This window comes from Chromobacterium sp. ASV23, from assembly GCF_016428945.1.
Lineage (GTDB): Bacteria > Pseudomonadota > Gammaproteobacteria > Burkholderiales > Chromobacteriaceae > Chromobacterium > Chromobacterium sinusclupearum.
Genome location: NZ_JAELTR010000031.1, coordinates 20,456 through 34,759, shown reverse-complemented (window position 1 = coordinate 34,759; position 14,304 = coordinate 20,456). Strand labels below are relative to the sequence as shown.

Genomic DNA, 14,304 nt, shown 5'->3' with positions numbered 1-14,304 from the left:
CAATAAGTCCCAGCGGGCGCAAAGGAGAAACGGTGCAACGCGAATACATGGAATACGACGTAGTGATCGTCGGCGGCGGCCCTGCCGGGCTGTCCGCCGCGATCCGTCTGAAACAGATGGCGGCCGAGCAAGGCCGCGACATCAGCGTCTGTCTGCTGGAGAAAGGCTCCGAGATCGGCGCCCACATCCTGTCCGGCGCGGTGATCGAAACCGGCGCGCTGTCCGAGCTGCTGCCCAACTGGAAAGAACTGGACGCGCCGTTGAACACGCCGGCCCAAGCCGACCGCTTCCTCTATCTGACGGAAACCGAGTCCATCCAGTTGCCGACGCCGCCGCAGATGCACAACAAGGGCAACTATATCGTCAGCCTGGGCAACTTCTGTCGCTGGCTGGGCCAGCAGGCGGAGAACCTGGGGGTGGAAATCTACCCGGGCTTCGCCGCGGCCGAGGTGCTTTACCACGCGGACGGATCGGTCAAGGGCGTGGCCACCGGCGCCGTCGGCACCGGCAAGAATGGCGATCTGGACGGCGAGCCGGGCATGGAGCTGTGGGCCAAGCAGACCATCTTCGCCGAAGGCTGTAGGGGCTCACTGACCAAGACGCTGCTGTCGCGCTTCCACCTGACCGATGGTTCCGATCCGCAAACTTTCGGCATCGGCATCAAGGAACTGTGGGAAGTGCTGCCGGAAAACCATCAGCCCGGCCATATCACCCATACCGTGGGTTGGCCGATGGATACTGCCACCTACGGCGGCTCCTTCCTGTACCACCTGGAAGACAATCTGGTGGCGGTCGGCTTCGTGGTGGGCCTGGATTACCAGAACCCGTATCTGTCGCCGTTCGAGGAATTCCAGCGCTTCAAGACCCATCCGGCGATCAAGCAAGTCTTCGAGGGCGGCCGCCGCGTGTCCTATGGCGCGCGCGCGCTGACCGAGGGCGGCTTGCAAAGCCTGCCCAAGCTGACCTTCCCAGGCGGCGTTTTGGTCGGCGATACCGCCGGCTTCCTCAACGTGCCCAAGATCAAGGGCACCCATACCGCGATGAAGTCGGCCATGCTGGCGGCGGAAGCCGTGTACGAGCTGCTGGGCGACGAGGCGGAGGCGCAAGGCGGCGAAGCCAAGGGCTATTCCGCCAAGTTCAAGCAAAGCTGGGTCTACGACGAGCTGTACAAGGTGCGCAACATCCGGCCGTCGTTCCGCTGGGGGCTGTGGCCGGCGATGATCTATTCGGCCATCGACACCTTCCTGTTCCGCGGCCGCGCGCCGTGGACGCTGCGGCACAAGCACGCCGACAACGAGGCGCTGCGGCCGGCTTATGAGTTCAACCGCATTCAGTATCCCAAGCCGGACGGCGTGCTGACCTTCGACCGCCTGTCGTCGGTGTTCATCGCCAACGTCAACCACAGCGAGGACCAGCCGCCGCACCTGAAGCTGAAGGATGCGGCGGTGCCGATCGCCATCAATCTGGCCAAGTACGACGCGCCGGAGCAGCGCTACTGCCCGGCCGGCGTGTACGAGATCGTGGGCGCGGAGGAGGGCAAGCCGCGGCTGCAGATCAATGCGCAGAACTGCGTGCACTGCAAGACCTGCGACATCAAGGACCCGACCCAGAACATCAATTGGGTGACGCCGGAAGGCGGCGGCGGTCCGAACTACCCGAATATGTGATCGGGCGGTTTGTTGCCGCGCCAGGCCGGGCTTTCCGTTGGAAAACCCGGCCTTTTTGCATGGCTGCAGATCAAGTCTTGCGAAACAATGGCTTGACGGCGGCCGCCATCGTTGGCAGCATGGTCGAATGCTCGCCCAAAATGTATTTTTCGCCCACGCCTATTATTGGTACCGCCCCTCCCGGCGGCGCCAGGGATAGGCTCGGCAGTCATTTGGACTGAGCGCACTACCCGACCATGCCGCCGATCACCGGCGGCATTTGTGTTTGAAGCTCCAACGCAGCACATGGTCTCCGGTCAGGCGGATTTCACGCTCCAGGAGACAGAGCCATGAACGAAATCAGCGACGCCCTCATTCTCGCCACCCATGCCCAGCAGCCTCAAGCGCCGCTGACAGGGTATCCGGTTGCCCTGGCGACCGATGGCGAATGGCTGGCGTATCGTCCGGGCTCGCCTCAATTTCCGCCGCAAGCGGCGTGTCTGCTGGAGTCGCTGCTGCCGGAAATCCGCCAGTTGGCGTTGCATCTGGCGCTGCGCCGCGGCCTGCCGCCGGGCAAGACGCCATCGCGCATCGCCGAAGCGGCAGATTGGCTGGCGGCGCGCATGTTGTTGCTGGAATGGCGGCAACTGGCAGTGGGCCTGGACGAGCTATCCTTGCTGGACGAGGCCAACCTCCGCGCGCGGCAGTTTGCCGAGGCCGCTGGTTGGGAATGGACGCCCACGCTGCCGTTGTTGCTGCCGGCTGGCCGGACCGAGGGCATGCTGCAGGGCTGGAGCGCCGCGCCGGCGTCGGCGCAGGGCGAACAGGCCGTGCCGGCCAGTCTGGCGTTTCGCCGCACCGTGGCGGCGCGCTTTGCCGCCTTGTTTGCCCGTTAACCACCAAGGAGATGCGATGGAGCTGGAACTGCTCGACGAGAACGAACGCAGGCTGAACAATCTGACGCTGACCGTCTACATTCTGCAGGCGGTGAGCCTGCTGGTGGGCGTGACTGGCATCGTCGCGGTCATCATCAACTACGTGAAGCGCGACGACGTGCGCGGCACGATGTATGAAAGCCATTTCGAGTGGCAGATCCGCACTTTCTGGCTGGCTCTGCTCGGCTATGTCATCGGCTTTGCCACGCTGTGGCTGCTGGTCGGCGGCGTGGTGTTATTCGCGGTATGGGTGTGGTACATCTACCGCGTGGTGAAGGGTTTTCTGTATTTCAACGACCGCAAGCCGCTGCCGCTGCAATGAAAAGGCGGGCGCCGTGGCGCCCGCAAACGGCTCTGCGCGAACCGGTAAAACGCGGCCGGCGAGTTTCCGGCCCGGATTGCTGTGACGCCATGCTAAACCGCTCAAGCCTGGGCCGCCGCGAAACCCGCCGCCGGCTTGTCCCACGTCAAGCCTGGCAGCAAGCCGCCGGCTTTGGCACAATGCGCAACCGCCATCTATACCTGCCATCATGCAAGCCGAAGATCTGCTGAACCTGACCACCCGCACCATGCCCTTCGGCAAGCACAAGGGCGCGCTGATTTGCGAGCTGCCGGGTAATTATCTGAACTGGTTCGCCCGCGAGGGCTTCCCGCCCGGCGAGATCGGCCGCCTGCTGCAACTGATGCATGAACTGGACCACAATGGTCTGACTTATCTGCTGGACCCGATTAGAAAGCGTTGAACAATGGCAATCCAATGGTTTCCCGGCCATATGAACAAGGCGCGCAAGGATGTCGCCGAGCGCCTCAAAGATATTGATGTCGTCATCGAGCTGCTGGACGCGCGTCTGCCGGCTTCCAGCGCCAACCCGATGCTGGCCCGCATGGCCAAGGGCAAGCCGCGGCTGATGATCCTGAACAAGCAGGATCTGGCCGATCCGGCCGTTACCGAACAATGGCTGGCCTGGTACCGCGCCAAGACGCAAACCGAGGCGCTGGGCATGGATGCCGGCGAACGCGCCCCGGCGCAGCGGCTGATCGCCGCCTGCCGCGCGCTGGCGCCTAACCGCAGCGGTTTGGAGAAGCCGCTGCGCGTGCTGATCTGCGGCATTCCCAACGTTGGCAAGTCCACGCTGATCAACAGCATGTCCAGCCGCAAGATCGCCAAGACCGGCAATATGCCGGGCGTCACCAAGAACGAGCAGCGCATCATCCTGGAAGACGATTTCGAGCTGTACGACACCCCAGGCATGCTATGGCCGAAGATCGAGGTGGAAGAGGGCGGCTACAATCTGGCCGCCAGCGGCGCGGTCGGCCGCAACGCGATGGACGAGGAGGAGGTGGCCCTGGAGCTGCTGAAGTACCTGCTGCTCCATTACCGCGCCGATCTGGCCGCCCGCTACAAGCTGGATGAGGAAACGCTGGAAGGCATGCAGGACTGGCAGGCGCTGGAGCTGATCGGCAAGCGCCGCGGCGCGGTGCTGTCCGGCGGCCGCATCAATATGCAGAAAGCGGCCGAGATCGTGTTGACCGACTTCCGCGATGGCCAGACCGGCCGCATCACGCTGGAGCGCCCGGACGAGTGGGCGGTGTGGGAGAAGCGCGCCAAGGCGATCGCCGCCGAGCGAGCCATCCTGCGCGAAGAAAAGCTGAAGGAAAAGGAAGGCCGCAAGCAAGGCAGCCGCTGATTCGTCGGCATGATGGAAAGCAAACAGGCCCGGGAATCGGGCCTGTTGTCGTTTGGGCGGCGCGGTTTAGGCGATGGTATTGACGATGTTGCCGTTGGTACTGTCCGCCACCGCTTCGCCGGCCAAGGCCGGATTGCTCTGCAGTATGGTGGCCCAGTTGGCGTTGAGGCTGGAGCCGGCGCTGCTGGAGGTGCCCAGCGTTTGCGACAGGATCTGCTGGTCGGTGCTTTGGGCTGCGGTTTCGCCGCTGCTGGGACTGAGCAGGCTGCCTTGCAGGGTGCCGGCGGTGGCGAAACCGTTGAGCAGGCCGGCGGCGTCATAGGTGCCGGTATCGCTGCCGCTGCCGCCGAGCAAAACAACGGCGCTGGATTCCTGCGCCAGTTGCGCCGCCTGGGTAGCCAGCGCAGTCGTCGCATTGCCGTTCTGCACAACCGGTGAGGGCACGGTGCCGCCATTCAACAAGGCGGCGCTGGCCAGCGAAATCTGCGCGGTCTGGCTGATGCTCATGGCGAAACTCCTGGGTAGAGCGATTCTACCTTGGTAGTATCGGCAGTTTGCCCGGCGGACTCAATAGCGCTTAATAGCTACTAACAAATCAATGGCTTAGGTTTTTCAGCTCCGGGTCAGCAAAAAGGCGCCGGCGGCGGCGAACAGCAGCATCAGCAGCTGTCCGGCCCGAACGCTCCAGTGCGCGCCGGTTTCCAGGCAGGCCTGTTCCGGCTTGGCCGGATTGTAGCGAACGGGTATGGACGCGCTCGCCGGATAACGGCGCGCGAGGTCTTCCGCTAGCGTCTGGCTGCCGCCGAAGCCGATATCGGGGATGCGGATGGCGCTGGAGGCGTAGGTTTGGCCGTTGACTTGATAACGGTAGGAGACGACGGCGCGGTATTCGCGCTGATCGTGGTTGTCGGCGCCGCGGCGCACACGCCATTCCACCTCGCTGCGTTCGACTGTGCCCATTGTGGACGGCCAATCCTGCGCGGCGTTGGCTAACTGCGCCTGGCGCCACAGCCAGCCAAAGCCGGCGACGCCGATGGCGATCAGCAGCAGCGCCGGAAACTTGGCCAGCATCAAACGGCGGTGCCGGGCTGCTCGAACCAGCCGGCCAGTATGGCTTGCGCCGCCACTTGGTCCAGCGCCGGTTTCTGCTTGCGGCCTTTCTTGACGCCGGCCTCTTCCAGCAGCTGCTCGGCGATGACCGAGGTGTAGCGCTCGTCCACCAGCCATACCGGCAGGCCGAAGCGTCCCTTCAGCCGGTTGGCGAAGCGGCGCGACAGCGCGGACATCTCATGCTCGACGCCATCCGGATGCATGGGCAGGCCCACCACCAGCTGTTTGGGCTGCCATTCCGCTATCAGCTTGGCGATGGCGGCGAAGCGTTCATCGGTGATGGGCGTGTCTATGGTGGCCAGCGGATGCGGGATGCCCAGCAGGGTGTCGCCGACGGCGACGCCGATGCGGCGCTCGCCAAAATCGAAAGCCAGCGCGCAACCCTCAGGCATGGCCGACATCCGAGGACAGCAGCGAGGGATCGAAGCCGAGCAGCGCCATGGCGGCGTCGTAGCGGTCTTCGCAGGGCAGGTCGAACACGATGGCCGGGTCTGCCGGCACCGTCAGCCAGCCGTTGTCGGCAATTTCCTGCTCCAGTTGGCCGGCCGACCAGCCGGCATAGCCGAGCGAGATCAGCAGCCTCTCCGGCTTCTTGCCCTGAGACACCGCCGTCAGCACATCCTTGGACGTGGTCAGCGCCACGTCGTCGGTCACCATCAGGCTGGATTGCCAGTTGCCGGCCGGTTGATGCAGCACGAAGCCGCGGTCCGGCTGCACCGGACCGCCGAAGTACACCACGCCGGTGCGGGTGTCTTCGTCATCCAGCGGCAGATCGATCTGATCGAACAACTGAGCCATGGCGATGCCGGATGGCTTGTTGATGATCAGCCCCATGGCGCCGTGCTCGCCGTGCTCGCACAGATAGACCAGAGACTTGGCGAACAGGGGATCCGCCATGCCGGGCATGGCGATCAGGAAGTGATTGGACAGCGATAAGGATTCCATACGGGCATTATGGCACAAGTGTCCTTGCCGCTGGCTAGCCCGTTTCACGACAATTTTCGGCCGAAATAGTCCATCGACCCGCAGTCTGTCGCAGCCTGATAAAATGAACAGTTTGCTCCCTTTCGCAGCGAGGACGTTTTGCGCCTGACCCATATCAAGCTCGCCGGTTTCAAGTCATTCGTCGACCCCACCAGCATCGCGGTGCCGGGCCAACTGGTGGCGGTCATCGGCCCCAACGGCTGCGGCAAGTCGAACGTGATCGACGCCGTGCGCTGGGTGCTGGGCGAATCGTCCGCCAAACAGCTGCGCGGCGAATCCATGCAGGACGTGATCTTCAACGGTTCGTCCAGCCGCAAGCCGGTGTCGCGCGCTTCGGTCGAGCTGGTGTTCGACAACGCCGACGGCCAGCTTACCGGCCCCTGGGGCCAGTACGCCGAAGTGGCCATCAAGCGGGTACTGACCCGCCAGGGCGAATCCAGCTACTACATCAATAGCCAGCAGGTGCGGCGGCGCGACATCACCGATCTGTTCCTCGGCACCGGGGTGGGCGCGCGCGGCTACGCCGTGATCGAGCAGGGCATGATTTCGCGCATCATCGAGGCGCGGCCGGAAGAGCTGCGCGCCTATCTGGAAGAGGCGGCCGGCGTGTCCAAGTACAAGGAGCGCCGCCGCGAAACGGAAAACCGCCTGTCCGATACCCGCGCCAACCTGGAGCGCATCGCCGACCTGCAGCAGGAGCTGGAGCGTCAGGTGGAGCGGCTGTCCGAGCAGGCTGAAGTGGCCGCGCAATACCACGACATGCGCGGCGCGCTGACCCACAAGCAGAACCTGCTGGCCTTGGCGCGGCGCGAGGAGGCGGCGCGCAACGAGGCGCATGCCCGCGGCGAGCTGGCGCGCATCGAAACCGAAGAAGCCGCGCTGGAAGCGGCGGTCACCCACCTGGAAACCGAGCAGGAAACGGTGCGCGAACAGCACTTCGCAGCCAGCGACGCCGTGCATGAGGCGCAGCAGCGGCTGTTCGAGGCCAATGCCCAGCTGGCGCGTCTGGAAGAGGCGCAGCGCCACCGCGAGCAGAGCCGGCAACGGCTGGAGCGCGATCTGGCCGCCGCGCGCAGCGAGCGCCAGCAACTGGCGGACAACCGGCAGCAGGTGGAGGCTGAGCTGGACGACTGGCTGCCGCGGCTGGAAGAGGCGCAACTGCGGCAGGAAGAAGCGCAGATGGCGCTGGAGGACGGCGCAGACGAACTGCCGACCGCCGAGGCGGCTTTCCGCCAACTGGACCAGCAACAATCGCAGCTGACCGCGCAGCAGGCCAATCTGACGCGCGAACGCGATTTGTCGCGGCAGCAAATCGAACACTGGCAGCGCGGCCAGCAGCAGCTGGATGGCCGCGACGCCGCGCTGACGCGCGAACTGTCCGACCTGAATCTGCCGGAGCACGGCACGCTGGAGGTGGCGAAGCAGGAGGTAGACAAGGCCAAGGCCGCGCTGGATGCGGTGCGTGCCAGGCTGGTGGCGGACGAGGCCAAGCAGGCGGATTTGGCCGCCGAGCGCGAAAAGCTGGACCAGCAGTTGTCCGCCAAGCGCACCGAATTGGCGCGCGCCGAGGCCGAGGCCGCCGCGCTGACGGCGCTGCTGCAGCGCGAAGCGGCCGACGAGCAATTGGCCGGCTGGCTGGACAAGCATGGCCTGGCCGACGCGCCGCAGCTATGGCAATCGCTGCAGGTGGACGCGCGCTGGCAACAAGCGCTGGAAGCGGTGCTGGGCGAGCGCCTGTCCGCCCGCGCCGCCGCCTTGCCTGGCACGCCGCCGCCCGCCGCGCTGGCGCTGGTGGACGGCAAGCGCGCCGCTTCGACTGGACTGCCTGCGCGCACCTGGCCATCGCTGCTGGCAGAAGCGAAGGCGCATGCGCCTTTCGATGCGGCCTTGGGCGACTGGCTGGCCGGCGTTTATCTGGCCGAGACGCTGGACGCCGCTTTGGCGCGCCGCGGCGAGCTGGCGGCCGGCGAATGCTGGCTGACGCCGGAAGGCCATCGCGTCGATGCCGTCAGCGTGCGTTTCCACGCCGAAGCCAGCGGCGACGGCCTGATGGCGCGCAAGCAGCAATTGGATCAGGCGGCCGCCCGCGCCGACGCCTTGCGGCCGGAAATCGACGCTTTGCAGAAGAAGCGCGACAGCCTCTTGAGCATGGGCAATATGCTGGCGGAGGCCGTGCGCGGCCAGAAGGGTTCGTTGACTCGGCTGGAGGCCGAGCTGAACGCTGCCACACTGGAGCATGTCAAGCTGGACCAGGCGGCGCGCCAGGGCGCGGCGCGTCTCTCAGCCATCGAGGCCGAACGCGGCCGCATCGCCGAGGAGCGGCGGCTGGCGGCGGAGGGCATCGCCGAGGCCGAGCTGATGGGCGAGGAGGCGGCGCTGACGCTGGAAGAGCTGGCGCTGCAGCTGGAGGACGTTCGGCTGGCGCGGCTGAACGCGGAAACCCGGCTGGAGCTGGCGCGCAACAAGGCGCGCGACGCCGAGCGCGTGCTGCACGAGATCAAGCTGGCCTTGCACAGCGCCGAGCAGAGAGTGGCGGAGCTGTCGCGCCGCGGCCGCGAACTCGCCGACCGCGACGAGCAATTGCAGGAGCGGCTGGAGACGCTGGCCGGCGAATCGGAAACGGTAGACGAGGCGGTGCCGGAAGAGGCGCTGCAACTGGCGCTGGCCGAGCGCGAAACGCGCGAGGGCGAACTGTCCGCCGCGCGCGACAGGCTCAACCAGCTGACCGAGCGGATGCGCGAGATCGGCCAGCGCCAGCACGAGGCCAACGCCGCCTTGCCGGCGCTGCGCGAGGCGCGCTCGGATTGGCTGCTCAAGCATCAGGAAGCCCGCTTGGCGATGGAGCGTTTCGCCGAGGAGCTGGCTCAGGCCGAGGCCGACGAAACCGCGCTGCTGGCCGACCTCAACGAAGGCGTCAAGCCAAACGCCTTGGCCGCCGAGATCGCCCGCCTGGCGCGCGCGTTGGAGGGGCTGGGCGCGGTCAACCTGGCGGCGCTGCAGGAACTGGACGAGGCGAAGAAGCGCGGCGAATACCTGCAGAACCAGTCCGACGACCTGAATCAGGCCATGGCAACGCTGGTCGAGGCCATCAGCAAGATAGACGGCGAAACCCGCGACATGCTGCAGGCCACCTACGACGCGGTCAACGCCAAGATGCGCGAGTTTTTCCCTACGCTGTTCGGCGGCGGCCGCGCCGAGCTGGTATTGACCGGCGAAGACTTGCTGGACGCCGGCGTGCAGATCATCGCCCAGCCGCCGGGCAAGAAGAACAGCACGATTCATCTTCTGTCCGGCGGCGAGAAGGCGCTGACCGCGATGAGCCTGGTGTTCTCGCTGTTCAGCCTGAACCCGGCGCCGTTCTGCCTCTTGGACGAGGTGGACGCGCCGCTGGACGACGCCAATACCAGCCGCTTCTGCGACCTGGTCAAACAGATGTCCGAGCGCACCCAGTTCCTCTATATTTCACACAACCGGCTGACCATGGAGATGGCCGAGCAGCTGGTGGGCGTGACGATGCAGGAGCAGGGCGTCAGCCGCATCGTGGCGGTGGATATCGTCGAGGCGCTGAAGATGCGCGAGACAGCCTGATCGCCGGCTTGACGCGGCGCAAGGTTCGGCCCGGCGGCCGGATGGCATACTGCGCCGCCGGCTGTTGGGACGAGTGGTAACTGTCCGGCTGCGTTGTGTCGCCATCGTGGAATCCGTTCATGACCGTAAGCATCAAACGTTGGGAGCCGGAAAATGTCATTTTCTGGCTGAGCCGCGGCCGCGGCATCGCTCGGCGTAATCTGTGGCTGTCCATTTTCTCGCTGCACCTGAACTTCAACATCTGGATGATGTGGAGCATGGTGGTGGTCAACCTGCCGGCGGTGGGTTTCCTGATTTCCGGCCAGCAGCAATTTCTGCTGGTGTCGATTCCGCCGCTGGTGGGTGCGTTGATGCGCCTGATCTATTCCTGGGCCTGGAGCTGGGTGGGCGGCGGGCTATGGCTGTGGCTGTCCACGCTGTTCCTGTTGCTGCCCGCCTGGGGCGTCGGCCGGGTGGTGCAGGATATCGCCTCGCCGTTCTGGCAGTTGCTGCTGGTGGCGGCCTTGTGCGGCATAGGCGGCGGCGCCAGCGCCTCGCATTTGTCGAATACCAGTTTCTTCTTTCCCAAGTCCGAGAAGGGCCTGGCGATGGGGCTGAATGCCGGGCTGGGCAATCTGGGCGTGTCGGTCGCGCAGTTGCTGATTCCGCTGTGCATTCTCTATCCCTTGTTCGGGTACGCGGCCGGCGAGCCGCAAGTGTGGGGGCGCGGCGGCGAGGTGCATTTCGTCTGGCTGCAGAACGCCGCGTACATCTGGCTGCCCCTGATCCTGCTGATCGCCCTGGCGTGTCTGCTGTACGCGCATGATCTGCCCAAGCTGCGCATCACGCCGCACGATCAATTGGACGCGATGAAAGACCCCCACACCTGGTATATCTGCCTGTTGTACATGGGCAGCTACGGGACTTTTCTGGGTTTTTCCGCGGCGTTTCCTTTGTTGGCGCGGGCGATGTTCCCGCATATCGACGCCAGCCCGTATCTATTCGTCGGGCCGATGGTTTGCGCCTTGTCGCGGCCGTTGGGCGGCTGGATGGGCGACAAGGTGGGCGGCGGCATCGCCACCGTCGCGGCCAATCTGTTGATGGCGGCAGGCACCATCGGCGTTTACCTGGGCATGCCGTCCGCAGGCAGCGGCGGTTCGTTCTGGCTGTTTCTGGCGATGTTCCAGTTGATTTTCTTTGCTGCAGGCGTCGGCAACGGTTCGTCTTATCAACTGGCGCCCAAGGTGTTCCTGATCCTGGCCGGGCGCGATGCCCAGCTGCATGGCGAGAGCCTGCAGCAGGCCTATCTGCGCGGCGGCCGGCGCGGCGCGTCGGCGATGAATGTCAGCTCGGTGATGGCAGCGTTCGGCGGCTTCGTCATTCCCAAGGCCTTCGGCTCGGCTTTGGATTGGTTCGGCAGTTTCTTGCCGGCGTTCGCGATGTTTTTCCTGTTCTATCTCTTATGCATGGTGATCGCGTGGTGGCATTACAGCCGTCCGCGCGCGGCAATGCGATGCTGAGACGATGATGCGTTGGGCCCTGCCGCTGTCGCTGCTGGCGCATGGCTTGCTGTTGTGGCTGCTATGGCTGCCCTGGCAGTTCGAACCGAATAGACCGGCGGTGCCGCTGGTGGTGGCCTTGCGCGGGGGAGAGGCGGGGCAAGCGGAGGGGGGCGTCGCAGGCAGGCTTGGGCGCGCTGGAGATTCGGCGGCGGCGATGCGCAACCGAGGCGGCGCTCCGCAGGAGCCGCCCGCCATGATTAAGCCCAGTCTGCAGCCATCCCAGGCCCTTTCCTCTCCGGACACGGAAAACCCGATGCGTCCTGCCGCGCCAACTCCAAACGCTGCGGCAAAGGCGAGTCCGTTGGCGCCTGCGCAAGCGAACCGTTCCTCGACCATAGCGGCGCCTGGCGAGTCTCAGGCGGTTGGACATGGCGAAGCAAAGGATGGCGGTCAGACTAAATTACCGGCGGGAAGCGGCAAGACGGGCGAGGGCGCGGAGGGCGACCGCGAGGCGCTGTATGCGCCGGCTTATCTGGAAAATCCTCAGCCCTCCTACCCGGAGCGATCGCGTCAGCAAGGGGAGGAGGGCGTGGTGCTGCTAAAGGTGCGCGTGGGGGTAAACGGCCGCGCGCTGGCAGTGGAGCTGGCGCGCAGCAGCGGTTTCCGCCGCTTGGACCAGTCGGCGCTGGAAACGGTATCGCGCTGGCGTTTCGCGCCGGCAGTGCGCAACGGCGCCGCCATTGAGTCTACCTTGACGGTGCCGATACGCTTTCAGGCCGGGCCTTAGGCGATGCTGCGCTCAGGCCGGTTCGCTCTCCTGTTGCTCCAGCGCCTGGCTGAAGCTGGCGCGCAGCCGGCCCAGCTCATTGCAGAAGCCGGACAGGTCTTGTTCGCCGAATTGCTGGAAGGCGTTGTGCATATAGTCCAGATGCGCCGGGAAGGCTTGGCTGAACAGCTCCTGGCCATACGGCGTCAGCGCCACGAACACGCTGCGCCGGTCGTTGGGCTGCATGCTGCGGGCGACGATGCCCTTGTCTTCCAGACGATCCAGCACGCCGGTCAGGGTACCCTTGGTGATCAGGGTGTGATCGGATAGCTCCTTGCAGTTCATCCCTTGGCTGTTGCCCAGCGTGGTGACGACATCGAATTGCGGCGGCGTCAGCCCAAGCCGGCGGATGTTGTAGCTGGCGAATTGTTCAAAAGCCTGATAGGTGCGCGACAATTCGCGAACGACAGGCAGGAAACTGGCTTGATCGGATTTTTTCATCGTAAAGAGTCCCCGTGCTGTTCTAAGCAATGTTGTACAGGCTAGTACGGTCCAATAACAGAGTTATTCTTGCACGCGCTATGAATAAATTCTCCTGTCAGAAATGTCATGTTCATTCGGTTTGAGTCGATACCAGGCTACCGGGTTCCGCAGCGGCCATTCCGCGCCGTTTGGCATGACATCGGATTGGCAAGGGCGTTTGTCAAGCGTTTATGTACTGCCAAATGGTGCGCCGAGGCGGGCTTTCGTTATAATGAGCGTGGAATGCCCGTCTTGGACGGGTGGCTGCCGGCTTTTGCAGCAATGGCGGCAACAGGATAATAGCGGGAGGCCGACCAGCGATAGCGTCCATGGGGACAGGGTGCGGCTTCGAATTATTCGCCTTAATAGCGGACTGGCTGATGAGCGAATTGCAGATTGGTGTGTTGATATTGGGCGGCGGCGTGATCGCCCTGGTTTTCGGCTTCAACATGTTTCAGGAATGGCGTTTCCGCAGGCGGACGCAGCAGGCTTTCGCCCGCCCGCAGGATGACGTGTTGCTGGACGTGCCGAAGAATAATGTGCGCGACGGCCGCAGCGATCGCATGGAGCCGGTGCTGGTCGATGCCGATTTCGACGACCGCGACGACGACGCGGAACCGTTCGAGCCGCAGTTGCCGGAATCGGCAGCCATCGCGCCGGAGCCGCCGCGCAGCGCCGCTGTGCGCATGGAGCCGATGGCCGCGGCGGCTGAGGTGCCGGTGATCGACGAGGAGGACGACGCCGAACTGGCGATGGATTCCGCCGATCATCAGGCGCTGGTGGTGGCCATGCTGGACCCGTCGCTGGACTTCATCGCCGAGGTGCTGTTCCACGAGCCGCACGAGCTGGCGGCCATGCCGCGCTTCAACGTCGGCAAGCGCACCCAGCTGATCGGACGCACCGAGCGCGGGCTATGGAAGGTGGCCGAGGCGCTGCCGGGCACCCGCTACAAGCAGATCAACATCAGCATGCAAATGGTGGACCGCTCCGGCGCGGTGACCGAACAGGAATTGGCCGCGTTCTGCCAGCAGGTATCGCGCTTCGCCGAGGACCATGACGCGGCGGTCAGTTTCCCGCAGCGCCAGCAGAAGCTGGTGGCGGCGCGCGAGCTGGATCGCTTCTGCGCCGATGTGGACGTGCTGATCGGCATCAACATCGTGCCCAAGGCGCCGGTCGAAGGCGCGCGCCTGCGCAGCTTCGCCGAAGCCGCCGGGCTGCAGCTGGAGCCGGATGGCGCCTTCCACTATCTGGCAGACTCCGGCAATACCCTTTACTCGCTGGTGGCGGCGGATCAGATGCCGTTCACCTTCCACACGCTGCTGGACAAGACTTTCCCGGCGCTGACGCTGCTGTTCGACGTGCCGCGAGTGGCCGGCGGGGTGGATGTGTTCGACCGCGCCGTCTATTTTGCCCGCCAGCTGGCCCACGAGTTCGATGCCCAATTGGTGGACGACAACCGCCGGGTGCTGACCGATGCCGGCCTGGGCCGCATCCGCGATCAGTTGCTGCACATCTACGGCAGCATGGACGACCGCGGCATCGCGCCGGGCAGCGTGGCCGCGCTGCGCTTGTTTGCCTGAGTCA

14 protein-coding genes are annotated in these 14,304 nt (G+C 65.0%); 9 read left to right on the top strand and 5 right to left on the bottom strand.

Annotated elements, in window-relative coordinates; translation table 11 throughout:
• Positions 1 to 47: 47 nt before the first annotated feature.
• The 5 genes from JHD59_RS13455 (at position 48) to ylqF (ending at position 4,269) form a co-directional block, all read left to right on the top strand.
• Positions 48 to 1,667: an electron transfer flavoprotein-ubiquinone oxidoreductase gene (locus tag JHD59_RS13455; protein ID WP_199154628.1), complete on the top strand. Its 1,620-nt coding sequence runs from the start codon at positions 48 to 50 to the stop codon at positions 1,665 to 1,667.
• Positions 1,668 to 1,996: 329 nt separating this feature from the next.
• On the top strand, positions 1,997 to 2,542 hold the full coding sequence (locus JHD59_RS13450) for a hypothetical protein (RefSeq protein WP_103320662.1): 546 nt from the start codon (positions 1,997 to 1,999) through the stop codon (positions 2,540 to 2,542).
• Positions 2,543 to 2,558: 16 nt separating this feature from the next.
• The gene (locus JHD59_RS13445) at positions 2,559 to 2,903 is read left to right on the top strand and encodes a hypothetical protein (protein WP_199154615.1); all 345 of its coding nucleotides are present in this window, start codon (positions 2,559 to 2,561) and stop codon (positions 2,901 to 2,903) included.
• Positions 2,904 to 3,111: 208 nt separating this feature from the next.
• Positions 3,112 to 3,324 carry a DUF3820 family protein gene (locus JHD59_RS13440; protein ID WP_071110624.1) on the top strand — a complete coding sequence of 71 codons (213 nt, stop codon included), beginning with the start codon at positions 3,112 to 3,114 and terminating at the stop codon, positions 3,322 to 3,324.
• Positions 3,325 to 3,327: 3 nt separating this feature from the next.
• Positions 3,328 to 4,269, top strand: a complete 942-nt coding sequence (gene ylqF / locus JHD59_RS13435; protein ID WP_199154614.1) for a ribosome biogenesis GTPase YlqF — start codon at positions 3,328 to 3,330, stop codon at positions 4,267 to 4,269.
• Positions 4,270 to 4,335: 66 nt separating this feature from the next.
• Here the strand turns inward: ylqF and JHD59_RS13430 are convergent, their stop codons facing one another.
• The 4 genes from JHD59_RS13430 to JHD59_RS13415 form a co-directional block, all read right to left on the bottom strand.
• Positions 4,336 to 4,776, bottom strand: a complete 441-nt coding sequence (locus JHD59_RS13430; RefSeq protein ID WP_199154613.1) for a hypothetical protein — start codon at positions 4,774 to 4,776, stop codon at positions 4,336 to 4,338.
• Positions 4,777 to 4,881: 105 nt separating this feature from the next.
• A complete protein-coding gene (locus JHD59_RS13425; protein ID WP_199154612.1) occupies positions 4,882 to 5,340 on the bottom strand; it encodes a DUF3592 domain-containing protein in 459 nt (152 codons plus the stop codon).
• A complete protein-coding gene (ruvX, locus tag JHD59_RS13420) occupies positions 5,340 to 5,780 on the bottom strand; it encodes a Holliday junction resolvase RuvX (RefSeq protein WP_071110620.1) in 441 nt (146 codons plus the stop codon). Before ruvX ends, JHD59_RS13425 begins: the two co-directional genes overlap by 1 nt.
• Positions 5,764 to 6,324, bottom strand: coding sequence for a YqgE/AlgH family protein (locus tag JHD59_RS13415; RefSeq protein ID WP_071110619.1), 561 nt, complete (start codon positions 6,322 to 6,324; stop codon positions 5,764 to 5,766). The genes ruvX and JHD59_RS13415 overlap by 17 nt, the downstream gene beginning before the upstream one ends.
• Positions 6,325 to 6,462: 138 nt before the next feature.
• Between JHD59_RS13415 and smc the strand changes: the two genes are divergently transcribed.
• The 3 genes from smc (at position 6,463) to JHD59_RS13400 (ending at position 12,219) form a co-directional block, all read left to right on the top strand.
• Positions 6,463 to 9,951 carry a chromosome segregation protein SMC gene (smc, locus tag JHD59_RS13410; protein WP_199154611.1) on the top strand — a complete coding sequence of 1,163 codons (3,489 nt, stop codon included), beginning with the start codon at positions 6,463 to 6,465 and terminating at the stop codon, positions 9,949 to 9,951.
• 119 nt (positions 9,952 to 10,070) lie between these two features.
• The gene (locus JHD59_RS13405; protein ID WP_199154610.1) at positions 10,071 to 11,450 is read left to right on the top strand and encodes an MFS transporter; all 1,380 of its coding nucleotides are present in this window, start codon (positions 10,071 to 10,073) and stop codon (positions 11,448 to 11,450) included.
• A 7-nt stretch (positions 11,451 to 11,457) separates the two neighbouring features.
• A complete protein-coding gene (locus JHD59_RS13400; protein ID WP_199154609.1) occupies positions 11,458 to 12,219 on the top strand; it encodes an energy transducer TonB in 762 nt (253 codons plus the stop codon).
• 12 nt (positions 12,220 to 12,231) lie between these two features.
• Here the strand turns inward: JHD59_RS13400 and JHD59_RS13395 are convergent, their stop codons facing one another.
• Positions 12,232 to 12,699 carry a MarR family winged helix-turn-helix transcriptional regulator gene (locus tag JHD59_RS13395; RefSeq protein ID WP_103317936.1) on the bottom strand — a complete coding sequence of 156 codons (468 nt, stop codon included), beginning with the start codon at positions 12,697 to 12,699 and terminating at the stop codon, positions 12,232 to 12,234.
• A 401-nt stretch (positions 12,700 to 13,100) separates the two neighbouring features.
• Between JHD59_RS13395 and JHD59_RS13390 the strand changes: the two genes are divergently transcribed.
• Positions 13,101 to 14,300 (top strand): cell division protein ZipA C-terminal FtsZ-binding domain-containing protein, encoded by a 1,200-nt coding sequence (locus tag JHD59_RS13390; RefSeq protein ID WP_199154608.1) that lies wholly within the window; start codon positions 13,101 to 13,103, stop codon positions 14,298 to 14,300.
• Positions 14,301 to 14,304 lie beyond the last annotated feature (4 nt).